The organism is Planococcus sp. PAMC 21323 (assembly GCF_000785555.1).
GTDB lineage: Bacteria > Bacillota > Bacilli > Bacillales_A > Planococcaceae > Planococcus.
The window spans coordinates 1,896,226-1,920,507 of sequence record NZ_CP009129.1; the positions used below are offsets into that span (position 1 = coordinate 1,896,226).

A 24,282-nucleotide genomic window follows, 5' to 3' on the forward strand; every position below is an offset into this window, starting at 1 on the left:
TGCAAAAAAGCCCACTATCTAAATAGACAGCGGGCTTTGTTTTAATCTTGTTTTGGTTCTTGAATATCACGCAATAATGTATCAATCCGATTGCCATATGCAACCGATGAATCGATTTCAAAAGACAGTTCAGGAGTTTTGCGAAGACGGATTCGTTGTCCAATTTCAGTACGGATAAATCCTTTTGACTTCGTTAACCCAAGCAATGTCTGTTCTTTTGCATGGTCTTCGCCTAATACGCTGATATATACAGTTGCTTGCTGGAGATCTCCTGTAACTTCAACATCTGTTACAGTGACAAATCCGATACGTGGATCTTTCAGTTTTCGACTGATGATATCACTAAGCTCTTTTTTCATCTGCTCAGCTACACGATTCGCGCGCATTGTCATTGATAGTCCACCTCGTTCTTACAAATATTCTTTTTCAAACTCCAAGCATTCCCATGCAGGATTGCTTTCCAAATAGTAGAGAACCTGTGCCATTTCTTTATCGGCCACTTCTTTTGATGAAGACACAATAACAAAAGCGAGACGGGTTCGTTGCCATACATTTTGGTGATCAATCTCTGCAGCGGAAACGTTGAACTTTTGTCTACTGCGGGTCAGCATGCTTTTAACAACTGCCCGCTTATCTTTTAAAGAATGTGCCGTTGGAATGAAAAATTCGCATTCCATGTAGAGGATCATTTACGTTTGATTTCTTCCATTATATAAGCTTCAATAATGTCCATTTCTTTAACATCATTAAAGTTTTTAATCGTAATCCCGCATTCATACCCTTTTGCCACTTCTTTAGCGTCGTCTTTAAATCGTTTCAACGTGTCTATTTCGCCTTCAAAAACAACGATTCCTTCACGAATAACACGTACTCCGCTATCGCGAGTAATTTTACCTTCTGTTACATAACTTCCGGCAATCGTACCAACTTTAGAAACTTTAAATGTGCTACGGATTTCTGCTTGGCCAATAATTTTTTCTTCAAATTCAGGATCAAGCAATCCTTTCATAGCAAATTCAATTTCTTCGATTACTTTATAAATGATGCGGTGTAAGCGAATATCTACACCTTCAGCATCAGCAGCGCGTTTGGCGTTAGCATCAGGACGAACGTTAAAACCAATAACAATTGCATTTGATGCAGCTGCCAAGGAGACGTCAGATTCTGTAATCGCACCAGCACCTGTATGAATAATTTTCACATTTACGCCTTCAACATCAAGTTTAAGAAGAGATGCAGCCATTGCTTCAACTGCTCCTTGAACATCAGCTTTAACGATTAAGTTAAGTTCTTTCATTTCGCCTTGTTTTAATTGATCAAACAAGTTATCTAGTGTCACACGCGTCTTCTCAGAACGTTGAACTTGAAGTGCTGAAGTTGCACGTGTTTCTCCAACTTGACGAGCTGTTTTTTCGTCTTCAAAGACTACGAAACGGTCTCCAGCTTGAGGTACATCGTTCAATCCAGTAATTTCAACTGGCGTTGATGGGCCTGCTTCTTTCGCACGGCGACCTGTATCAGATACCATTGCACGAACACGTCCAAAAGTATTTCCGACAACAATCGGATCTCCAACTTTTAATGTTCCATCTTGTACTAGTAGTGTAGCAACTGAACCGCGGCCTTTATCAAGTTCTGCTTCAATAACTGTACCAATTGCACGACGTGTTGGGTTCGCTTTAAATTCGCCAACTTCTGACACAAGAAGAATCATTTCAAGTAATGAGTCGATGCCGTCTCCAGACAATGCAGAAATCGGAACGAAAATTGTGTCCCCGCCCCATGCTTCTGCAACTAGTCCATGTTCAGTCAATTCTTGCATAACACGATCAGGATTTGCGCTTGGCTTATCCATTTTGTTTACGGCAATAATGATTGGAACTTCTGCTGCTTTTGCGTGGTTGATTGCTTCAACTGTTTGTGGCATAACGCCGTCATCAGCTGCTACAACAATAATCGCAAGATCTGTTACTTTAGCTCCGCGTGCACGCATTGTTGTAAATGCTGCGTGACCAGGAGTATCTAGGAACGTAATTTTTTTGCCATTATCAACAACTTGGTAAGCACCAATATGTTGAGTGATTCCGCCTGCTTCGCCAGCAGTAACTTTTGTGTGACGAATTGAATCTAGCAATGTTGTTTTACCATGGTCAACGTGACCCATAATTGTAACAACTGGTGGACGTTCTTCGTTTAAGTTCTCATCTTCTGGTTCGAAATAAACTTCAAGATCCGTTTTATCAATCAAGATCTCTTCTTCTACTTCAACCTCATATTCTGCACAAATTAATTCGATTGTATCTTTATCCAATTCTTGGTTAATGGTAGCCATTGCACCAAGCATAAATAATTTTTTGATGATTTCAGACGGCTCGCGTCCTAATTTTTTCGCAAGTTCAGCTACCGTTAATGACTCACTAAAAGTGATTTTAGCAGGTAGTTCTTTTTCTTTTTTAGGCATAGGTGGCAACGGATTTACTGGTTGCTGCTGTTTGCCTTTTCCTTTACGGTTTTGGAATCCGCCACGGTTCCCGCCTGGACGTCCTGAAGAACGTTGACCCGGTCCTGCTGTTGGTTTCGCTGCTTTTGGTGTAAAGTTCGAACCCGATTTTGCAGGTGTCGTTGGACGTTGACCATTCCCTTGTGAACGGGATTGTCCTTGACTCGGAGCTGCTGCTGCCGGACGTGACTGGCTGCCTTGTCCTGATGGACGTTGGCCTTGTGATGGACGCGACTGACTTCCTTGTCCCGATGGACGTTGACCTTGTGACGGGCGTGACTGGCTGCCTTGTCCTGATGGACGTGATTGCCCTTGCGCCGGACGTGATTGGCTTGCTGGACGTGATTGTGCTTGTGGACGTTGCCCAGCTCCAGCATTTTTATAAATACCATCTAATTTTGTTACATCTGAATCTTCTAATGTTGCCATATGGTTTTGTACTTTGACATTTAGTTTTGACAATTCATTGATGATTTCTTTACTTGGCTTATCTACTTTTTTCGCATATTCATGTACTCGAATTTTGGTCATCTGCTCGCCCCCGATTAATTTCTTCAATCAAGCTGATTAGTTTTTTTGCAAATCCTGAATCTGTGATTGCAATTACTACTCGCTCTTCTTTACCTATCGCATGTCCCAACTCGTAACGGGATCCAAAAACACGAAGTTCTACCCCGTTCGATTTGCATTTATCATGCAATTTCTTACTTGTGTTGTCTGAAGCATCTTCAGAAATGATTACTAATTTTGCTTTACCTTTTCGAACTTCGCTCACGGACATTTCTTCACCAGAAATAGTCATTCTTGCACGTGTAGCTAATCCAAGTAATTGTAGAACTTTTTCTTTAGTCATTATTTCAACTGCTCTCTAAGAACGACGCGAATTAACTCATCATAAATTTCATCTGGAACTTTAACTTCCAATTGCTTGTCCAGCACTTTTTTCTTGCGGGCAGTCGCGATGGCATCTTCCGTTTTTGAAAGATATGCACCGCGTCCTGATTTTTTACCAGTCAAATCGACGGATACTTCGCCTTCTTTTGAACGGACAACGCGTGTCATTTCTTTTTTAGGATGCATCTCGCCTGTAGCTACACACTTCCGTAATGGAATTTTCTTTTGTAGAGCCAACGGACATCACCTTTTCTACGTTATTCTTTATCTTCGTAAAAATCAAAGTCATCTAGTTCTTCACCAGAATCTACTAATTCGATGCTAGAATTCTCGTTTGGATAAATTCCTAGTTCACGCGCATCTGTTTCACTTTTAATGTCAATTTTCCAACCTGTTAGTTTTGCTGCTAAACGAGCATTTTGTCCTCGTTTACCGATAGCAAGAGATAGTTGATAATCAGGCACAACAACAGTTGTTGATTTTGCTTCTTCGTTTACTTGTACATCTAATACTTTAGATGGGCTAAGTGCGTTAGCTACAAACACAACCGGTTCTTCTGACCATTCTACAATATCAATTTTTTCTCCGCTAAGCTCGTTAACGATTGTTTGAACTCGACCACCTTTAGATCCAACACAAGAACCCACTGGGTCAATATCATCGCGGTGAGCAAAAACCGAAATTTTCGAACGGTCTCCAGCTTCACGAGCGATTGACTTGATTTCAACAATGCCGTCATAAATTTCAGGCACTTCGTTTTCAAATAAACGGCGCAGTAATCCTGGATGTGTGCGTGAAACAAATACTTGCGGTCCACGTGTCGTGCGTTCTACTTTTGTAATGTACACCTTTATGCGGTCATGCGGTTTGTAATGTTCATTCGGCATTTGCTCTGTCTGCGGAAGCACTGCTTCTACTTTGCCAAGTCCAACGTATAAATTACGTGCATCCATACGCTCAACGATACCGTTTACGATATCATCTGCACGGTCAACAAACTCTTCAAAGATTAAGCCACGTTCTGCCTCACGTACGCGTTGTGTAACAACTTGTTTTGCTGTTTGAGCAGCAATACGACCAAAGTTGCGAGGTGTTACTTCTTCCTCTACCACATCGCCTAGTTCATATGCAGGGTTGATGACTTTTGCATCTTCCAATGATATGTGAAGACGCTCATCTTCTACTTCTTCTACAACATCTTTACGAGAATACACAAGCATTGTTCCTGTGTCTAAATTTAAATCCACACGAACATTTTGTGCTTGGTTAAAGTTTCGTTTGTATGCTGTTACTAATGCCGCTTCAATTGCTTCGATTAGCACTTCACGCGAAATACCTTTTTGTTTTTCTAATACTTCAAAAGCATCCAATAACTCACTGCTCATTTTATTCACTCCCAGGTTCTTCAATCAGGTTTAACAGAAAAATCAATGGCCAAACGGATCACTGCAATTTTGTTTTTTGCAATGTTGATTATTTTTCTGCGTGTTTTGATTTTAATTTCAATTTCTACTTGTTCGTCGTCATACGATTTCAAATAACCTTCAAACTCTTTTGCATCTTCAACAGGTTCATACGTTTTGATGTAAATGAATTTACCGATTGCTTTTTCGAAATCCTTTTCTTTTTTCAATGGACGTTCTGCTCCTGGAGATGAAACTTCCAAGAAGTAGTTTTGTTCGATTGGATCTAACTCATCCAATACCCCACTTAGCTTTTCACTTACTAAAGCACATTGTTCAATATCAATTGGTGCTTCTGGATTGTCTACAAACACTCGTAAAAACCAATCGCGGCCTTCTTTTAAAAATTCCACGTCTACAAGTTCTAGACCTAGTTCTGTAATAATTGGTTGTGCTATCTGCTCGATTTGTTCTGTAATTTTGCTCATATATGCCTCCCGCCAATTTTTCGCCATAACAAACAGAAAAGAGCGGGAGAACCCACTCTTCTGCGACAGAGCTATTCAGTAAATGTTACTACAATAATACCATACACCGCGCCGTGGTGCAACTGACTAGAACAGTGACAGCTGATTCGCTTCTGGCATACCTTCTAAACAACCGTGATCATTCATGTATTCAATGATTGTTTTTGAAACACGACCACGTTGTTGCAAATCTTCCTTAGATAAAAACTCTCCATGTTCTCGTGCAGCTACGATTGATTTCGCCGCATTGGTTCCTAATCCTGGAATGGCATTAAACGGCGGTATCAAACTCTTTCCTTCAATAATAAATTGGTCAGCAGATGATTTGTACAAATCTACTTTTTGGAATGTATAGCCGCGCTCTACCATTTCAAGCGTTAGTTCCATAACCGTTAACAAGTTTTTCTCTTTTGTTGAAGCCTCTAATCCTTTAGCATTGATGTCATCAATTATTGAACGAATCGATTGCGATCCTTTAGACATTGCAGTGACATCAAAATCTTCTGCCCGAACGGTAAAGTATGCTGCGTAATAAAGAATCGGGAAATGTACTTTGAAATAAGCAATCCGAACAGCCATTAATACATAAGCAGCTGCGTGAGCTTTCGGGAACATGTATTTAATCTTTTTACATGACTCGATATACCAGTTCGGCACACCTTCTTTTTTCATCGCTTCCTCAAATTCAGACGTTAACCCTTTACCTTTTCGAACTGACTCCATAATTTTAAACGCTAATGAAGACTCAAGTCCTTGATAAATCAAATAGACCATAATGTCATCACGACAACCAATTACGTCTGATAACTGACAAGTACCATTTTGAATTAGTTCTTGCGCGTTACTCAACCAAACGTCCGTTCCGTGAGACAGCCCTGAAATCTGGACCAGTTCCGAAAATGTATTTGGCTTTGTTTCTTCAAGCATTTGACGAACAAAACGTGTACCAAACTCTGGAATTCCAAGCGTACCCGTTTTGCAGCCAATTTGTTCTTTTGTTACGCCAAGCGTTTCCGGACCGGCGAATATTTTCATTACTTCTGGATCATCGGTCGGAATGGTTTTCGGATCAATACCCGATAAATCTTGTAGCATACGGATAACTGTCGGATCATCGTGTCCAAGTATATCTAGCTTCAATAAATTATCGTGGATGGAATGAAAATCAAAATGAGTCGTCTTCCATTCGGAATCCTGCGCATCTGCAGGAAATTGAATCGGCGAAAAATCATAAATGTCCATATAATCTGGAACAACGATAATTCCTCCGGGATGCTGACCTGTACTCCGTTTGACGCCGGAACAACCTTGTACAAGCCGATCAATTTCTGCGCCACGAATTGTCATGTCTCGGTCGTTTGCATAGCCACGAACATAACCATAAGCTGTTTTTTCTGCAACTGTGCCGATTGTTCCTGCACGGAAAACATTATCTTCACCAAATAATTCTTTTGTATAGTTGTGAGCTTTTGACTGATACTCACCACTAAAGTTTAAATCGATATCGGGAACTTTATCTCCTTTAAATCCTAAAAACGTTTCAAACGGAATATCTTGACCTTCTTTTTGATAAGGCACATCGCAATCTGGGCAATTTTTGTCTTTTAAGTCAAACCCTGAGCTAACCGAACCATCATCAAAGAACTCTGATTTCTTGCATTCTCTGCAAATATAATGAGGTGGTAAAGGGTTTACTTCCGTGATCTCTGTCAATGTTGCGACAAGCGACGAACCGACCGATCCACGTGAACCTACTAAATAACCGTCGTCTAACGACTTTTTAACCAATTTATGCGATATCAAATAAATAACCGCAAATCCATGCCCAATGATTGATTTCAATTCTTTTTCAATACGTGCCTCTACAATTTCAGGTAACGGAGAACCATAGATTTGTTGCGCCATATTATAGCTGAGTTCACGAACTTCTTCATCGGCACCTTCAATTTTTGGCGTATACAGTTCGTCTTTAATCGGTTTTACTACATCAATCATATTGGAAATTTTTAAAGAGTTTTCCACTACTAGTTCGTGTGCTGTCTCACTACCGAGAAAATCAAAAGCGTCTAACATTTCATTGGTCGTTCTAAAATGCACTTTTGGTAATTTCGTGCGGTTCAGTGGATTCGCTCCACCTTGAGATCCGATTAATACTTGACGGAAAATCGCATCTGTTTCATCCAAGTAGTGAACATTACCAGTTGCTACTAATGGAATTTCTAGCTTGCGACTGATTTTCACAAGTTTACGGATAATGTCTTCCAAATTCCATTCATCACGAATCATTTCTCGCTCGATCAAATGCGAGTAAACTTCCTTTGGATGAACTTCCAAATAATCATAAAATTGCGCTGCTTTTTCAACTTCTTCCATAGATTTTTGCATAACGGCTTCAAATACTTCACCTTTATCACATCCAGAACCGACTAACAGCCCTGTTCGATGCTTTTGCAATAGTGAACGTGGAATACGCGGCACTCGGTAGAAATAATTGATATGAGAAGCAGATACTAACTTGAAAAGATTTTTCAATCCTTCTTGATTTTGTGCTAATAGCGTACAGTGAGTAGGACGCGCACGTTTATATGCATCCCCGCTACCGACATAGTCATTGATTTGATCGTGATAAAGAATCCCTTTTTGATGTGCTTCTTTTAACAGATGCGTTAACAAATACGAAGTTGCTTCCGTATCATAGATGGCACGGTGATGTTGTGTTAGCTCAATGCCAAATTTCTTAGCTAGAGTATTTAACCTGTGGCTCTTCAACTCTGGATGAAGCATACGGGCTAGTTCTAGCGTATCGATCGTAGCGTGCTTTTTATCAATACCGTACTTTTTATAACATACGTATAAAAAGCCCATATCGAAGGAGGCATTGTGAGCAACCATAATATGATCGCCTGCCCATTCGTGGTATTTGCGAATCACTTCTTCCACTTCTGGTGCGTTCTTTACCATATCGTCTGTAATGCCCGTCAAGTCGATTGTTGTCGATGACAGCTCGTGATGTGGATTGGCAAAGCTTTCAAACTTATCAATAATTTGTCCGCCTTTAATTTTTACAGCAGCTAGCTCAATGATGGTATCGTATACAGCAGATAAGCCTGTTGTCTCTAAGTCAAAAACTACGAAAGTTTCGTCTTCTAATAACACATGGCGCTCTTCATAAGCAATCGGTACACCGTCATCTACTAAATTTGCTTCCAATCCAAAAATTGCTTTTATGCCATGTTTTTTACTAGCAGCGTAAGCATCAGGAAATGATTGTACTCCAGCATGATCGGTAATTGCGATTGCCGGATGCCCCCATTTTGCCGCTTGGCTCACTAATGAATCAACAGAAGAAACGGCATCCATTTGACTCATCGGTGTATGCAAATGCAACTCCACACGTTTTTCCTCGGCCGTATCTCGGCGAAGTTCCGGTTTGATTTCAACCATGTCTTGCGCCATCATCACCAAGTCACGAACAAAGGTATCCGTCTGAATCGAGCCACGAGCTTTTAACCACATGCCTTTTTTGGCATTGGCCATTAATTCAGCATCTTCTTTATCCCGCGAGAACATCTTCACAAGAATTGAGTCGGTATAATCTGTTATTTTAACTGTTAATAGAGACCGTCCACTTCGAAGTTCTCTCACTTCTGCGTCAAAAACATATCCTTCAATAGTTACTCTGCGTTCTTCATCAACAATGGATTTAATATCAACAATATTTTCATCCGGTTTGATCGCAGAGCCCATTTGGAATGGTCCTGAAGGAGCTCCATTTTCTTTTTGGTTGGTTTCGCGCTTTTTCATATCTGATAATGCTTTTTGAGCCATTGCTTCTTCTTCGCGAAGACGCTCCGCCATAAATGCTTCGTGTGCAGCCTCTTGATTTTCGTCCGATAGTTGGAAATCAATAGCCACATGCGGGAAACCAAATTGACGATACACTCCTGCTAATTTATCACTATACTTTGATTTTAATGCCATCATTTCGTGTTCATGATTGCATTGCAATAATAATTTATTTCCGTTCCATACTGGCTCTTGCGATAATAACCGCTCGCGTAATGGTGGTGCCATATCCGCCAACTCTTCAACAGCATACTTCCAATAAGATAATACTAAGTTTTCCTGTACTGTTTCTTGTGCTGTTTCAATATCTAATTGAACACGAGCTATTGGAGAAAATGTGCTATATAGACGTTCCCTTAATAATAAGTACAAGTCGACCGGCAGGATATTTTTCAATTTCACAAGAAATTTCCAGGACCGCTCTTTTTTATGGACAGTCATCCGTGTCAATTCAGCCTCTTCGAAAAAAGGCATGTGTACATCGTCCGTTAATTCGAGATGCTGAAGCAGCAATTTGAATCGCATCTTGGAGTCTTGCTCGTTTGTCATAATTATCCCCTTCGTGGTAGTGATTTAAAAAAGTGTACGCTTTCGTTTTTCAGGAAACTCGCTGAATTTATAAATATTTCATTAAAATAACTTTTGTTCAAAAAACGATACTTTCTAAAGTAAGCAGAAAAAGAAAGGAAAGTACAGGATGTACTTTCCTTTCATCATATCAGATTTCACTGTTATTTTTTAAAGAACTGCTGTACTTTCTCTAGAACTTCGTCCCGCGTCCATTCAAATGTTTCACCTGTCCGACGAATTTTAACTTCTAGAACGCCTTCTGCAGCTTTTTTACCAATAGTGATACGAATTGGTAAACCAATCAAATCTGCATCTGCAAATTTTACTCCCGCACGTTCTTTACGGTCATCAAGCAGTACTTCATAACGATTTTCTTTTAATAGCGTATATAGTTCCTCGCCAAGCTCACGCTGAGCATCATCCTTAACGTTAACTGGAACTAAATGAACTTCATACGGAGCAACAACATCTGGCCATGTAAAACCATTGTCATCTTGAAATTGCTCTGCAACTGCAGCTAGTACTCGTGAAACACCAATTCCGTAACATCCCATAATATAAGGCATAGATTTACCTTGATCGTTAAGGAATGTACCTTTTAATGGAATGCTGTATGTTGTACCCAATTTGAAAATGTGACCCACTTCAATGCCTTTAGCAAATTGAATGGTTCCTTGACCGTCCGGAGAAGCATCTCCTTCTTGGATAAAGCGTAGGTCATGGAAAGCAGGAATAGAAAAATCTTTTCCTGGAGTAACATTTTTAAAATGATAACCACTTTCGTTAGCACCCGCGATTCCGTTAACGATGTTTTCCACTGCATGGTCAGCAAACAACCGAATATCTTCAGGTAAATTGATAGGTCCAAGCGAACCGATGTCACAGCCCAATAATTGTTGCACTTCTTCCGGTGTTGCCATCTCAACAACTTTAGCACTAGTTGCGTGTTTTACTTTTACGTCGTTTACTTCATGATCACCTCTTGCTAAAACAATGACCAACTCATCATCTGCTTTAAAGACCATTGTTTTAATGCATTTATCTGCAGTTGTTCCAAAGAATTCTGCTACATCTGTAATTGTATTTTTGCCTGGCGTTGCAACTTTTTCCATCGTTTCAGGAGTTTCATTTGAAACTGGATAGCTTACGTTAACTGCGGCCATTTCAATATTCGCTGCATATGAAGATGTGTCCGAATAAGCGATTGTATCTTCACCAATTTCTGACAGCACCATAAACTCATGATTGTCTTTCCCACCAATTGCACCTGAATCGGCAATAACTGCACGGAAATTTAATCCAAGACGCGTAAAGATATTTTTGTAAGCTTGCATCATTACATCATATGTCTCATCCAAACTTTCAGTAGTTGCATGGAAAGAATAAGCATCTTTCATTAAGAATTCACGGCCACGCAATAAGCCAAAACGAGGACGTTTTTCATCTCTAAATTTCGATTGAATTTGGAACAAATTCAAAGGTAGTTTTTTGTAAGATTTGATCTCATCACGTAATAAACTTGTAATCACTTCTTCATGAGTAGCACCTAATGCAAATTCACGATCGTTGCGATCTTTTAAGCGCATCAATTCGTCGCCATAAGTGTACCAACGACCAGATTCTTGCCATAATTCAGCTTGTTGAAGTGCAGGCATAAAGATCTCGACGCTGTTGGCAGCTTCCATTTCTTCGCGAATTACGGTTTCAACTTTTTGAAGTACACGTTTTCCAAGCGGTAAGAATGAGTATATGCCACTCGTATTTTGACGAATAAAGCCTGCGCGCAATAATAATTGATGCGATTTCACTTCCGCATCGGCTGGAGTTTCACGTAAAGTCGGGATAAACGTTGCTGTTTGTTTCATTCCAGAATACACCTCAACTGACTATAAAATTTTTATTAATAACATGAAAAGTTTAGGACAGGCAAATAAATCGCCTGTCCGGTATTGCTCAAGTACTACTATTAAAAGAAATACTTTTGAATATCATTCCAAGTGACAACGAGCATGAGTAGCATAAGAAGCATGATTCCAACAAAATGAACCATTCCTTCTTTTTGACGATCTACTGGTTTGCCACGAATTGCTTCAACGATAAAGAACATTAAGCGACCACCATCAAGTGCTGGTAACGGCAGTAAGTTCATAATACCAAGATTAATACTTAACATTCCAGCCCAGCTCATCAATGTGAAAAATCCATATTGAGCGACTTCTTCAGTTGTTTTGTAAATGCCTACAGGACCGGATAGGGCATCAATTGTAAATTGACCCGTAACCAACATTCCTAATAAACGGAAAATTTCTTTAAACCAAAAGATGGTTTGTTCTGCGCCATATGCAAATGAACCAAGAAAATCTTTTTCCATTGGACTTTGATAAAGCACACCAATAACGCCAACTTCTTCAGCCGATTGCTCAGAAACTTCAGGAGTAATTGTGAAGTCTAACGGCTTACCGTCACGTTCAACTTCAAAAGCTAGTGGGTTTCCAGCATTGTTTTGAACTGATGCAACGAGCTCATCCCATGTTGCAATTGCTTTTCCTTCAATCGCAGTTACCAAATCACCATTTTGCATTCCCGCTTCAGCTGCCGGACTTTCTTCTGTCACTTCAGTTATGACAGGTTCAAAAGTTGGGATACCTTGCATCATACCAAGTGCTGTAAAAATTAGAAACGCTAAAATAAAGTTGAAAAGAGGTCCTGCAAATATTGTCATAAATCGCTTACCAACTGTTTTCGAATCAAATTGTCGATCGTATGGAGCTAAAATAACTTCTCTACCATTTTCTTCGACAACAGCATCACGTGCCACATCAATGCGCACTAACTTTTCTTCTTCATCATAACCTTTAATCCAAAGCTCTTTTTCCAAATCTGCTTCTTCTACTTCTAGAAACAAGATTTCAGGATAAACATTCTTTTGATTCATGATTATTTTTTTTGCTAATCCATCTTTGTTTAATAATATACCGATACGGTGACCTGCCTGAAGCTGGATTGTGTCCATATCTTCGCCTGCCATACGCACGTATCCGCCAATAGGTAATAACCTTAACGTGTAAAGCGTTTCTCCTTTGGTGATGCCCAAAATTTTCGGGCCCATCCCAATTGCAAATTCACGAACTAAAATACCCGCTCGTTTTGCGAAAAGAAAATGACCAAATTCATGGAAAAATACTAAAGCACCGAAAATTATTATAAACGAGATAACTGTTTCCATTTTAAACCCATCCTTATAAACTTATTCGGTTTTGATCTTTAGTTATTTTAGCATTTTTTTAACGAATTTTCTTGTTTCAGCATCTACATGCAAAATCGTTTCTAAATCGGGATTAGCTAGTACTTCGTGCTGATCCATCGCACGTTCAATCATTTCCTCAATTTGCAAAAACTTAATTTCTTCATTTAGGAATAATGCCACTGCTTGCTCATTCGCGGCATTTAACACAGTTGTCATGGTTCCACCTGCGTTTCCAGCATCAAATGCTAATTGCAATGCGTGGAAGCGTTTATAGTCCATTTCTTTGAAATTCAATTGACCAATTTCCGCTAAGTTTAATCGTTTTGCTTCAGTACGCGGAAGTCGATCAGGATAAGATAATGCGTATTGAATCGGTACGCGCATATCCGGAGTTCCAAGTTGGGCCATAACGCTTGTGTCTTGAAATTCAACCATTGAGTGAATAATACTTTCACGGTGAAGCACAACATCAATATCGGCATAAGCAAAATCGAATAGGACATGCGCTTCGATGACTTCTAAACCTTTATTAACCATTGTAGCTGAGTCAATTGTAATTTTAGAGCCCATTGACCAGTTAGGATGGTTTAATGCATCTTGAACTGTAACGTTTTTTAATTGATCACGTGTTAAATCACGGAAGCTACCACCAGAAGCGGTCAAAATTAACCGACTCGCTTGTTCTATTTTTTCACCGTTCAAAGCTTGGAACAATGCAGAATGTTCGCTGTCAACCGGTAGAATATCTGCCCCATAATGTCTAGCGCTATCCATCACTAAATGTCCCGCAGTTACGAGTGTTTCTTTGTTTGCAATGGCAATTGTCCGACCAAGCTTAATCGCTTCTAGTGTAGGCTCGAGCCCAACACTGCCCAGTACTGCATTAACTAGCACATCTGCATCGTAAACTGCAATCTCAATTAATCCTTTAGCTCCAGTAACAAATGTAATTTCCGGGTATTCAGCCGCTAATATTTTCGCGTCTTCTGATTGTTGAACACATACAATTTCCGGTTTAAATTCAGCTATTAACTTACGTGTAACTTCCATGTTTTTTCCTACAGCAAATCCAACTAATGAAAACTCTTGCGGATGTTCACGGATAATATCAGCTGTTTGAACACCAATTGATCCAGTGGCGCCCAGCAAAATAATTTTCTTAACCATTTAGCAATTTCCTCTCTTAGATGAAATGTAAAAAGTGAAGCAAGGGCATTACAAACAAAATGCTATCGAAACGATCCAAAATTCCACCATGTCCTGGTAGAATTGCTCCCGAATCTTTTACGTTAAAATGACGCTTTAATGCAGATTCTACTAAGTCGCCCATTTGTCCAAAAATAGAAGCGATAATCGTAACAATCACGATTAAAATGATAGAGTGATTTAACGGAATGAAATAATTAAAGATTAAAGCAATCCCAATCGCCCAAACAATACCCCCAAAAAACCCTTCTATGGTTTTGTTTGGTGAGATTTCTGGCCATAGTTTTCGTTTACCTATTTTACGCCCTGTAAAATACGCACCTGAATCCGTAAACCATACGATTAATAAGGCAAATATTAAGTAACTTAAACTTGCCTCACGCGTTTCGATAAAATAGAAGAAACCAATTCCCACATATAAAGTACCCATAATTGCAAATGCAGCATCATCAAACGTAAAACTATTTTTCACAATAACTGTATGTATTAAAAGTAAAATTACTGCTAAAAATGCAAATTCAACTTTTTCATATCCCGTCCATTCAAACACTTGCTGTGCCCATTCATTTGGAAGCATAAAAGCATATAGTGCCAATAGAGATATAAGGCCTGGAATACTCCGTAAGCTCCGTCCTTTCATCTTTAAAAGCTCTTGCAAGGCTACTGTTCCTAACAAATAAACGAGCAAAATAAATGGAATTCCTCCATAAATAACAAAAGGAATAAAAAGAGCCGCTGCAATAACACCTGTTATAATCCGTTGTTTCATTTCAATTCGTCTCCTTTCAACCCTCCATACCGGCGATTTCGATTTTGATAAATGTGAATCGCTTCAAGTAAGGAATCTTCATTAAAATCGGGCCATAAGGTTTCCGTAAACCAAAACTCGGTATAAGCCAGTTGCCAAAGCATAAAATTGCTTAATCGCACTTCTCCACTCGTTCGGATTAATAAATCAGGTTCTGGCAAGCCTTTTGTCATCAAACCACCCGTAATAAGATCTTCGTTAATCTCGTCGATTTTTAAAGTACCTTCAGCAACTTGTGCCGCAATATTTTTTACTGCATCTACAATCTCCGCACGACTGCCATAATTCAGGGCAAAATTTAATACAAGTCCTGTGTTATTTTTCGTAGCTTCTTTTGCCTTTTTTATCGCTTTAAGTGTATGTGCTGGTAAGTTTTCATGATAACCCATCATTTCAACGCGCACATTTTCTTCTACTAACTCAGGCAGAAAAGTCGTTAAAAACTCTTCAGGCAATCGCATCAAAAAATCCACTTCAATTTTTGGTCGTTTCCAATTTTCTGTGGAAAATGCATACAAAGTTAGCACACTTACCCCTAGTTCATTGGCAAGCTTTGTCACTTTGCGAATTGTTTTCATTCCTTCATGATGCCCAGCAACTCTTGGCAATGAACGTTTTTTCGCCCAACGTCCGTTTCCATCCATAATGATAGCTATATGTGCTGGTACTTCTTCATTTGGAATCAAAACTGTACGGTCTTTATTCTCTAAGACCACATCAGTATTTCTTTTTAATAGTTTATTAAACATAGTTAATCCTCCACCTATTACAAATCGGCATGTCTATTGCTTATCATATCAAAAAAAACAGCATTGTGCGCTTCTTTCAAAATACAGCTGTATTTTTTGCCATGAAAAAGCGTCCTGTTAAACAGGACGCTCCACAAAAGATGAAGTTCGATTTAAACTTCCATAATTCCTTTTTCTTTATCTTTAGCCATTTCATCGATTTTTGCAATGTTGTCATCCGTTAATTTTTGAACATCATCAGAATATCCACGCAAGTCATCAACTGTAATTTCGCTTTTCTTCTCAAGTTTTTTAAACTCGTCATTCGCATCGCGGCGAATATTGCGAATACCGATTTTTGCCTCTTCTGCTTCTTTTTTCACTTGTTTGACAAGGTCTTTACGACGCTCTTCTGTTAAAGCAGGTACAGCTAAACGAATAACAGAACCATCATTCGAAGGGCTTAAGCCTAAGTCGGATTTAAGAATCGCTTTTTCGATATCACCAAGAACCGATTTGTCATACGGCTGAATCATAATCAAACGAGCTTCAGGAATCGAAATCCCCGCTACTTGGTTGACGGGTGTTGGAGATCCGTAATAATCGATAGATAATTTATCCAAAATTGATGGAGTTGCACGACCAGCACGGATAGATGCTAAGTCACGTGAAAAAGCTTGAATTGCATTAGTCATTTTAGATTGAGTTTCATTCATTACTGATTTCGGCATTATAATGTTCTCCTCACTACTGTACCAATTTTCTCTCCGAGTACAGCTCTTTTTATATTTCCTTTTTCCATAATAGAGAATACTACGAGTGGGATATCATTGTCCATACAAAGCGTAGAAGCTGTTGAATCCATCACTTGCAAACCTTGTTGAATTACGTCGAAATAAGAAAGTTCTTCGTATTTAACAGCGGTAGAATCTGTCTTCGGATCAGCTGAATAAACACCATCAACATTGTTTTTCGCCATCAAAATAACATCGGCTTCAATTTCGGCCGCGCGCAACGCTGCTGTTGTATCCGTTGAGAAATATGGATTTCCTGTACCTGCCGCAAAAATAACTACTCGTTTTTTCTCTAAATGACGAATGGCTCTTCTACGGATATAAGGCTCAGCTACTTGGCGCATTTCGATAGATGACAAGACACGCGTTTCTACATCTTGTTTTTCTAGTGAATCTTGTAAAGCCAATGAGTTCATCACAGTCGCTAACATGCCCATATAATCCGCTGTCGCACGATCCATGCCCATCTCAGAACCAACTTTACCTCTCCAAATGTTACCGCCACCTACAACAACTGCCACTTCTACTCCGAGTTCTACCACTTCTTTTACTTGGCTTGCTACTGATTTGATAATTTCAGGGGACAATCCGAAACCCTGTCCTCCTGCCATTGCTTCACCACTTAGTTTTAATACAATGCGTTTATATTGCTGAACACTCATCGGTACCCTCCGTTACACTTTTATTGAAAAATAGGGAACACATTCTCGTGTTCCCTAGGTTAACTCATATGATAAACAATCTTATTTTTTGTTAACTTGGCTCATAACTTCATCAGCAAAGTTGTCTTCACGTTTTTCGATTCCTTCTCCAACTTCATAACGGATGAATTCTTTAATAGATCCACCTGTAGAAGTTACGAAATCACGAACTTTTTGATCTGAGTTCTTAACAAATGCTTGGTCAAGCAAGCAAATGTCTTCGAAATATTTACCAAGACGGCCTTCAACCATTTTAGCAACGATTTTTTCAGGTTTGCCTTCGTTTAATGCTTGCTCAGTTAAAATTTTGCGCTCGTGCTCTACTTCGTCAGCAGATACTTCGTCACGAGAAATGTATTTTGGGTTTAAAGCAGCAATGTGCATAGCGATATCGCGAGCAGCAGCTGAATCTGTAGAGTTCTCAAGAACTACTAGTACTGAAATTCTGCCACCCATGTGTAGGTATGGTCCGAAAGCATCAGCATCTGTTTTAGTACGGATTTCAAAGCGGCGCAAAGTGATTTTTTCACCAATTTTAGCGATTGCATTAGAAATGTGGTCCGCAACAGTTAAGCCATTAGACATTGTAGAAGCGTTAGCTTCTTCAACTGTTGCTGGTTTTGAAGCGATTAAGTGCTCGCCTAATTCTTTTACTAATGTTTGGAAACCGTCGTTTTTTGCAACAAAATCAGTCTCTGCGTTTACTTCGAAGATAATCGCTTCGTTTTCTTGTACAAGAATTGAAGTGATCCCTTCAGCTGCAATACGGTCTGCTTTTTTAGAAGCACTTGAAAGTCCTTTTTCACGTAGGAAATCTAAAGCTGCTTCCATATCTCCGTCTGTTTGTACTAAAGCTTTTTTACAATCCATCATACCTGCGCCTGTTTTCTCGCGCAATTCTTTTACCATTTGTGCTGTAACTGCCATGATTAATTTCCTCCTTCATAATGTGGTGCTATTTTCTCAAAAAAAGGTGATAAGAGGGGTTGGCCGCTTATCACCTGTGTAATCGTGAATTACTCAGCAGATTCAGCTTGAGTTTCTTCATCTTCTTCCGGTTTTGATTCAAGCAAAGCATCCGCCATTTTACCAGTTAATAATTTAACTGCGCGAATTGCATCATCGTTTGCAGGAATAACATAATCGATTTCATCCGGATCACAGTTCGTATCAACGATACCAACGATTGGAATGTTCAATTTCATTGCTTCTGCAACTGCAATGCGTTCTTTACGTGGATCAACTACGAACATTACGTCCGGTAGAGCTTTCATATCACGGATACCGCCTAAGAATTTAACAAGACGTTCGTGTTGTTTTTTCAACTGAACAACTTCTTTTTTCGGTAGAACTTCAAAAGTTCCATCTTCTTCCATGCGCTCGATTTGTTTCAAACGGTTCACACGTTTTTGGATTGTACCGAAGTTAGTAAGTGTTCCACCCAACCAACGTTGGTTGATGTAATAGTTACCAGAGCGTTCTGCTTCTTCTTTAATAGCGTCTTGAGCTTGTTTTTTCGTACCAACGAAAAGAACTTTTCCGCCTTCTTCGCCAACTTGTTTCATGAAGCTATAAGCTTCTTCCAGTTTGCGAACTGTTTTTTGTAGATCGATGATGTAGATACCGTTACGTTCCACGAAAATATATTTTTTCATTTTCGGGTTCCAACGACGAGTCTGGTGACCGAAGTGTACACCAGCTTCTAACAATTGTTTCATTGAGATTACTGCCATGATATGTTTCCTCCTGATAGGTTATTTTTTTCCCTCCGCATTTTTCTTCTCTGAACCGTTACCCGAGTTGGGCACCTACGACTCAAATCGAAATGCGTGTGTATTTAACACCATTTGAAATTATATCACGCTAAAGCTTAAAAACGCAACAAGTTTCTCTCTTTAAGTCTAAATAGACAAAAGAAAAGATGGCGGAAGGTTTCCGCCATCTTTTCAAAATAGATTAGTTCATTTTTAATTGTTCTAGTTCTGCAAGGAATTTTGTGTTTAATACTTTAATGTATGTCCCTTTCATTCCTAGAGAGCGTGATTCGATAACGCCAGCACTTTCAAGTTTACGAAGTGCATTAACGATTACTGAACGTGTGATACCAACGCGATCAGCAATTTTAGATGCAACTAGTAATCCTTCATTGCCATCTAATTCTTCAAAGATGTGTTCAATTGCTTCAAGCTCACTGTATGAAAGTGAAGAAATCGCCATTTGAACAACTGCTTTGCTACGAGCTTCTTCTTCAATGCGGTCGCCTTTTTCGCGAAGGATTTCCATCCCTACTACAGTTGCGCCGTATTCTCCAAGAATTAAATCATCATCATGGAATTCTGCTTCTACACGTCCAAGAAGCAATGTACCAAGACGTTCGCCGCCACCGTTAATTGGGACGATTGTTGTAAGACCGTTTTTAAACAACTCACGCTCTTCTACTGGGAAGATTGTGTGTTCGCTGTTTACATCTAAGTTTTCAGTTGTTTCAGTGATGTTTGAAAGTTTTTGAGTATACTCAGTTGGGAATTGACGATCTTCAAGCATACCTTTAATGCGTTCGTTTTCGATTTGTTGGTTAATCGCGTAACCCAACACTTTACCTTTACGGCTAACTACGAACGCGTTACATTCAATAACTTCGCTCAATGTTTCGGCCATATCTTTAAAGTTTACTTTTTTCCCACCTGCTGCTTCCAGCATAGAGTTAATACGTCTTGTTTTTTCTAATAAATTCATTTAAATGTACCTCCTACAGTATTTGTACCTTATTTATTCAATATTCTAAAGGTTTTTACACCTTAATGAAACTATTACGCCTTGTTTTACAGAATAAATTGTGACAAATCTTTGTTTTTCGCCACATTTTCGAGTTTTTCATTCACATATTGGACGGTAATATCAATTTGCGCTGGAGAAATCTCGGAAGCTTCAAAAGACAAGTCTTCCAAAAGGCGCTCAAGAATGGTATGCAACCTGCGCGCACCTATGTTATCTGTGTCTTGATTTACTTCATATGCAATTTCTGCAAGTCTGATTATTGAGGCATCATTGAAGTGTACCACAATTCCCTCTGTTTCGAGAAGAGCTTTATACTGATTCAGTAAAGAATGTTTCGGTTCTGTCAATATTTTTACAAAATCTTCTACTTCTAGCTTCTGCAATTCTACTCGAATTGGGAAACGCCCCTGTAATTCTGGGATTAAATCAGATGGTTTTGACATATGAAAAGCTCCCGCGGCAACGAATAACACATAATCCGTTTTGACTGCTCCGTATTTTGTTGAAACCGTAGATCCTTCAACAATCGGTAAAATATCCCGCTGCACACCTTCTCTTGAAACATCAGCCGACGATGAATTACTTTTACTCGCTATTTTATCCATTTCGTCGATGAAGATGATGCCATGCTGCTCGGCACGCTCTATTGCTTCCATTGCTACTTCTTCATCGTCTACCAATTTAGCTGCTTCTTCTGTAGTTAACACACGACGAGCTTCTTTTACTTGCAAACGCCGCTTTTTCTTTTTCTTTGGCATAAGAGAAGAAAATGCATCTTGCATATTTGCACCCATTTGTTCCATGCCCGAACCTTGTAAGGCATCAAACATAGAATGTGTATTTTCAACCACTTCCACCGTTACCCACTCTTCTTCTAACTTGCCAGCTTTTAAGTCAGCAGCAATTTCTCTTCGTTTCACTCGAACTTCAACTTCTGCAGTAGGTTCTTCTTCCTCTTGCTCAAGTTTTTGTCCAAAAAGCATTTCCAACGGATTCTGGCTTGTTTGTTTCTTGCGCATAGAAGGAACCAATAATTTAACGATGCGTTCATTCGCTGCTGTTTCTGCTTGAAATTTTACTGCTTCGAATTTTTCTTCTTTAACAATTCGAACAGCGGCCTCGACCAAATCGCGTACCATCGACTCAACATCGCGTCCTACATAACCAACCTCAGTAAATTTCGTCGCTTCTACTTTGATAAATGGCGCTCCTGTTAACTTAGCAATACGACGAGCGATTTCTGTTTTTCCGACTCCAGTCGGTCCAATCATTAAAATGTTTTTTGGAATTACTTCTCCGCGCATTTCTTCGTCTAATCGATTTCTGCGATAGCGATTTCTTAATGCAATAGCAATTGAACGCTTTGCATCTTTTTGACCAACAATGTATCGATCAAGATGATCCGTAATTTGTCTTGGTGTTAAATCGGTCTGATTCTTCATTAGGACAATTCCTCCACAACAATTTGATGATTGGTATAGACACAAATATCTGCTGCAGTTTCTAGCGCTGACTTAGCAATTTCTGCTGCTGTAAAATGTTCACCTGCGAATTTTTTTAACGCTCGCCCAGCAGCTAATGCATAATTACCACCAGATCCAATAGCTAAGATGCCATCATCTGGTTCAATAACTTCACCTGTTCCAGAGACAAGCAATAGTTCATCTTTATTCATAATAATAAGCATCGCTTCTAATTGGCGAAGCATTTTGTCTCCGCGCCATTGTTTAGCCAGTTCCACTGCCGCTCTTTGAAGGTTGCCGTTATACTCGGTCAACTTACCTTCAAACATTTCAAACAATGTAAAAGCATCTGCAACTGATCCCGCAAAGCCAGTTAATACCTGGCCATTGTATAATTTACGTACTTTTCTCGCCGTATGTTTCATTACTACAGCATTACCAAATGTCACTTGGCCATCACCCGACATTGCGCATTGTCCGTTATGGCGAACCGCAAATATTGTGGTTGCATGAAATTCTTGCATTGTATAATGCCCCTTTCTAAGCTCGTGGATGTGAATTCAAATACGTATTTCGTAAATGTTCTTTCGTAACATGCGTATATACCTGCGTAGAACTTAAATGAGAATGTCCCAGTAATTCTTGAACAGTCCGAATATCGGCTCCGTTATTGATCAGGTGAGTAGCAAAAGTATGACGAATCATATGCGGATAAATAGAGGAATTTACAGAAGCCTTTTTCATGCACTCACTTAAAATATGACGAATGCCTCGGTCTGTAACAGTTTCTCCTCGACTATTAACAAACAAATAATCATGTGCTTGCTTCTTCATCAATCTAGGACGTGCATCTTCCATGTAATGTTCCAATGCAACTTGTGCAAACTGACCGTAAGGAATATAGCGTTCTTTTCTTCCTTTTCCCATCACTTTTACAATTTGCATCGTTTGATCTAAATCATTTAATCGAATAGAGACACATTCGCTAACTCGCATACCCGTTGCATACAGTAATTCAAGCAGCGCTGTATTACGAATAGATAAGTTATCTTCACCTTGAACTGATTTAAAAAGCTGTGCTAATTCCTCTTCATAAAAAAATTGTGGCAGTCGCTCTTCTTTCTTAGGATGATACAACGATCTAAATGCAGCTTCGTCCAATCCAAACTCGCGATTAGCATAACGAAAAAAAGAACGAATAGCAGAAATCCTCCTAGAAACAGTCGTCCTCGATAACTTAGCATCATATAATTTGGTCATATAATTTCTAGCATGTATATACTCAACTTCCCTAATGTCTGGTACACCTTCAGCATTTAAAAACAGAAAAAAATCCGCCAGGTCATGTTCGTAATGGTGGACGGTATGTTCAGAATAATTTTTTTCCAATTGAATATAGCTCATAAAAGATTTTAGCATCTTCTCTTTCTCCATACACGCTCCACCTTTCACCAAATAGAAAAGCCTCTAAATTATACCAACATTTAGAGGCTCATATCAATTAAACAGATACTGTATTCATGTAATTTTGAATTGATTCTAATGCACGGTTTGCATGTTTTTCAGCACGTTCAGATTTTGAACGAATGCGTTCACCTAAATCAGGGAACAATCCAAAGTTAACGTTCATTGGTTGAAAGTTCTTGCTGTCCGCTTCTGTAATATAACGAGCCATACTACCTAAAGCTGTTTCAGCTGGGAAAACCAATAATTCTTCACCTAATGCCAATTTTGCTGCGTTAATGCCAGCTAATAATCCGCTTCCAGCAGATTCAACATAGCCTTCTACACCTGTCATTTGACCTGCAAAGAAGATGTTATCATCAGCTTTTAGTTGATAAGTTGGTTTCAGGACCCGTGGCGAGTTAATAAATGTGTTCCGGTGCATAACACCATATCGCACAATTTCAACATTTTCTAGGCCTGGAATCAATTTCAACACTTCTTTTTGAGGGCCCCACTTAAGATGCGTTTGGAAACCAACAATATTATAAAGTGTTCCAGCTGCATCATCCTGGCGAAGCTGTACAACTGCATATGGACGCTCTCCTGTTTTCGGATCTTCTAGTCCTACTGGCTTCATCGGTCCGAATGTTAAGGTTTTCTCACCTCTGGCCGCCATAACTTCTACTGGCATACAGCCTTCAAAATAAATTTCTTTTTCAAATTCTTTTAAAGGTACCACTTCAGCTTCTACAAGCGCTTTATGGAATCGCATAAACTCTTCTTCTGTCATCGGACAGTTTAGATATGCTGCTTCCCCTTTATCATAGCGCGACTTTAGATAAACTTTATCCATATCAATGCTGTCTTTTTCAACGATTGGTGCAGCTGCATCATAGAAATACAAGTATTCCTCACCCGTCAAATCACGAATTTTTTCAGCAAGCGCTGGAGAAGTTAATGGACCAGTCGCAATAATCGTAATGCCTTCTGGTATTTCAGTAACTTCTTCGTTAATCACTTCTACTAGTGGATGATTTTTCACTTTATCAGTAACAGCCGCCGCAAATTCGTGACGATCCACAGCCAGTGCGCCACCCGCTGGGACAGATGCGCCATCTGCAGATTCAATAATAACTGAATCTAATTTACGCATTTCTTCTTTAATCACACCTACAGCATTTGTTAACGAATTTGCTCGTAAAGAATTACTGCAAACTAATTCTGCAAATTTATCTGTGTGATGCGCTGCAGTTTGTTGAACAGGGCGCATTTCAAACAAGCGAACGTTTACCCCGCGCTTTGCGATTTGCCAAGCTGCTTCACTACCTGCTAGACCTGCACCAATTACGTTTACATATTTCGTCATTTCTA

General features: G+C 39.4%; 22 protein-coding genes. All 22 read right to left on the minus strand.

The genetic code is table 11. The features are described 5' to 3' along the window. Positions 1-41 precede the first annotated feature (41 nt). The 22 genes from rbfA to trmFO all read right to left on the minus strand — a co-directional run bounded on the left by rbfA (position 42) and on the right by trmFO (position 24,277). The gene (gene rbfA, locus PLANO_RS09615) at positions 42-392 is read right to left on the minus strand and encodes a 30S ribosome-binding factor RbfA (RefSeq protein WP_038704241.1); all 351 of its coding nucleotides are present in this window, start codon (positions 390-392) and stop codon (positions 42-44) included. A gap of 18 nt (positions 393-410) precedes the next feature. Continuing rightward, complete coding sequence (locus tag PLANO_RS09620) at positions 411-689, minus strand: DUF503 domain-containing protein (RefSeq protein ID WP_038704242.1); 279 nt, start codon at positions 687-689, stop codon at positions 411-413. Further along, complete coding sequence (gene infB, locus PLANO_RS09625; RefSeq protein ID WP_038704243.1) at positions 686-3,031, minus strand: translation initiation factor IF-2; 2,346 nt, start codon at positions 3,029-3,031, stop codon at positions 686-688. Before infB ends, PLANO_RS09620 begins: the two co-directional genes overlap by 4 nt. Continuing rightward, positions 3,009-3,353, minus strand: coding sequence for a YlxQ family RNA-binding protein (locus PLANO_RS09630; RefSeq protein WP_038704244.1), 345 nt, complete (start codon positions 3,351-3,353; stop codon positions 3,009-3,011). The genes infB and PLANO_RS09630 overlap by 23 nt, the downstream gene beginning before the upstream one ends. After that, the gene (rnpM, locus tag PLANO_RS09635) at positions 3,353-3,631 is read right to left on the minus strand and encodes an RNase P modulator RnpM (RefSeq protein WP_038704245.1); all 279 of its coding nucleotides are present in this window, start codon (positions 3,629-3,631) and stop codon (positions 3,353-3,355) included. Before rnpM ends, PLANO_RS09630 begins: the two co-directional genes overlap by 1 nt. A gap of 20 nt (positions 3,632-3,651) precedes the next feature. Next, entirely contained in the window at positions 3,652-4,779 is a 1,128-nt protein-coding gene (gene nusA / locus PLANO_RS09640; RefSeq protein WP_038704246.1) for a transcription termination factor NusA, read from the minus strand. A 20-nt stretch (positions 4,780-4,799) separates the two neighbouring features. Beyond that, positions 4,800-5,285, minus strand: a complete 486-nt coding sequence (gene rimP / locus PLANO_RS09645; RefSeq protein WP_038704247.1) for a ribosome maturation factor RimP — start codon at positions 5,283-5,285, stop codon at positions 4,800-4,802. A 126-nt stretch (positions 5,286-5,411) separates the two neighbouring features. Beyond that, complete coding sequence (locus PLANO_RS09650) at positions 5,412-9,719, minus strand: PolC-type DNA polymerase III (protein ID WP_038704248.1); 4,308 nt, start codon at positions 9,717-9,719, stop codon at positions 5,412-5,414. A gap of 182 nt (positions 9,720-9,901) precedes the next feature. Next, positions 9,902-11,605: a proline--tRNA ligase gene (locus PLANO_RS09655; RefSeq protein ID WP_038704249.1), complete on the minus strand. Its 1,704-nt coding sequence runs from the start codon at positions 11,603-11,605 to the stop codon at positions 9,902-9,904. A gap of 101 nt (positions 11,606-11,706) precedes the next feature. Then, a complete protein-coding gene (rseP, locus tag PLANO_RS09660) occupies positions 11,707-12,966 on the minus strand; it encodes an RIP metalloprotease RseP (protein ID WP_038704250.1) in 1,260 nt (419 codons plus the stop codon). 42 nt (positions 12,967-13,008) lie between these two features. Next, the gene (dxr, locus tag PLANO_RS09665) at positions 13,009-14,154 is read right to left on the minus strand and encodes a 1-deoxy-D-xylulose-5-phosphate reductoisomerase (RefSeq protein WP_038704251.1); all 1,146 of its coding nucleotides are present in this window, start codon (positions 14,152-14,154) and stop codon (positions 13,009-13,011) included. A gap of 16 nt (positions 14,155-14,170) precedes the next feature. After that, positions 14,171-14,962: a phosphatidate cytidylyltransferase gene (locus PLANO_RS09670; RefSeq protein ID WP_038704252.1), complete on the minus strand. Its 792-nt coding sequence runs from the start codon at positions 14,960-14,962 to the stop codon at positions 14,171-14,173. Beyond that, positions 14,959-15,750, minus strand: coding sequence for an undecaprenyl pyrophosphate synthase (locus tag PLANO_RS09675; protein WP_038704253.1), 792 nt, complete (start codon positions 15,748-15,750; stop codon positions 14,959-14,961). Before PLANO_RS09675 ends, PLANO_RS09670 begins: the two co-directional genes overlap by 4 nt. A 152-nt stretch (positions 15,751-15,902) precedes the next feature. Further along, positions 15,903-16,460 carry a ribosome recycling factor gene (frr, locus tag PLANO_RS09680; RefSeq protein WP_038704254.1) on the minus strand — a complete coding sequence of 186 codons (558 nt, stop codon included), beginning with the start codon at positions 16,458-16,460 and terminating at the stop codon, positions 15,903-15,905. Further along, on the minus strand, positions 16,460-17,185 hold the full coding sequence (gene pyrH, locus PLANO_RS09685; protein ID WP_008430861.1) for a UMP kinase: 726 nt from the start codon (positions 17,183-17,185) through the stop codon (positions 16,460-16,462). The genes frr and pyrH overlap by 1 nt, the downstream gene beginning before the upstream one ends. Before the next feature lie 81 nt (positions 17,186-17,266). Continuing rightward, entirely contained in the window at positions 17,267-18,151 is an 885-nt protein-coding gene (gene tsf, locus PLANO_RS09690; protein WP_038704255.1) for a translation elongation factor Ts, read from the minus strand. Between the two features lie 89 nt (positions 18,152-18,240). Then, positions 18,241-18,957, minus strand: a complete 717-nt coding sequence (gene rpsB, locus PLANO_RS09695) for a 30S ribosomal protein S2 (protein ID WP_038704256.1) — start codon at positions 18,955-18,957, stop codon at positions 18,241-18,243. A gap of 223 nt (positions 18,958-19,180) precedes the next feature. After that, positions 19,181-19,960, minus strand: a complete 780-nt coding sequence (gene codY / locus PLANO_RS09700) for a GTP-sensing pleiotropic transcriptional regulator CodY (protein WP_038704257.1) — start codon at positions 19,958-19,960, stop codon at positions 19,181-19,183. Between the two features lie 86 nt (positions 19,961-20,046). After that, entirely contained in the window at positions 20,047-21,444 is a 1,398-nt protein-coding gene (gene hslU / locus PLANO_RS09705) for an ATP-dependent protease ATPase subunit HslU (RefSeq protein ID WP_038704258.1), read from the minus strand. Next, positions 21,444-21,989: an ATP-dependent protease subunit HslV gene (hslV, locus tag PLANO_RS09710; protein ID WP_038704259.1), complete on the minus strand. Its 546-nt coding sequence runs from the start codon at positions 21,987-21,989 to the stop codon at positions 21,444-21,446. The genes hslU and hslV overlap by 1 nt, the downstream gene beginning before the upstream one ends. Before the next feature lie 16 nt (positions 21,990-22,005). Next, a complete protein-coding gene (gene xerC / locus PLANO_RS09715; RefSeq protein WP_038704260.1) occupies positions 22,006-22,899 on the minus strand; it encodes a tyrosine recombinase XerC in 894 nt (297 codons plus the stop codon). Positions 22,900-22,966: 67 nt separating this feature from the next. Beyond that, positions 22,967-24,277 (minus strand): FADH(2)-oxidizing methylenetetrahydrofolate--tRNA-(uracil(54)-C(5))-methyltransferase TrmFO, encoded by a 1,311-nt coding sequence (gene trmFO / locus PLANO_RS09720; RefSeq protein ID WP_038704261.1) that lies wholly within the window; start codon positions 24,275-24,277, stop codon positions 22,967-22,969. Between the last annotated feature and the right edge of the window lie 5 nt (positions 24,278-24,282).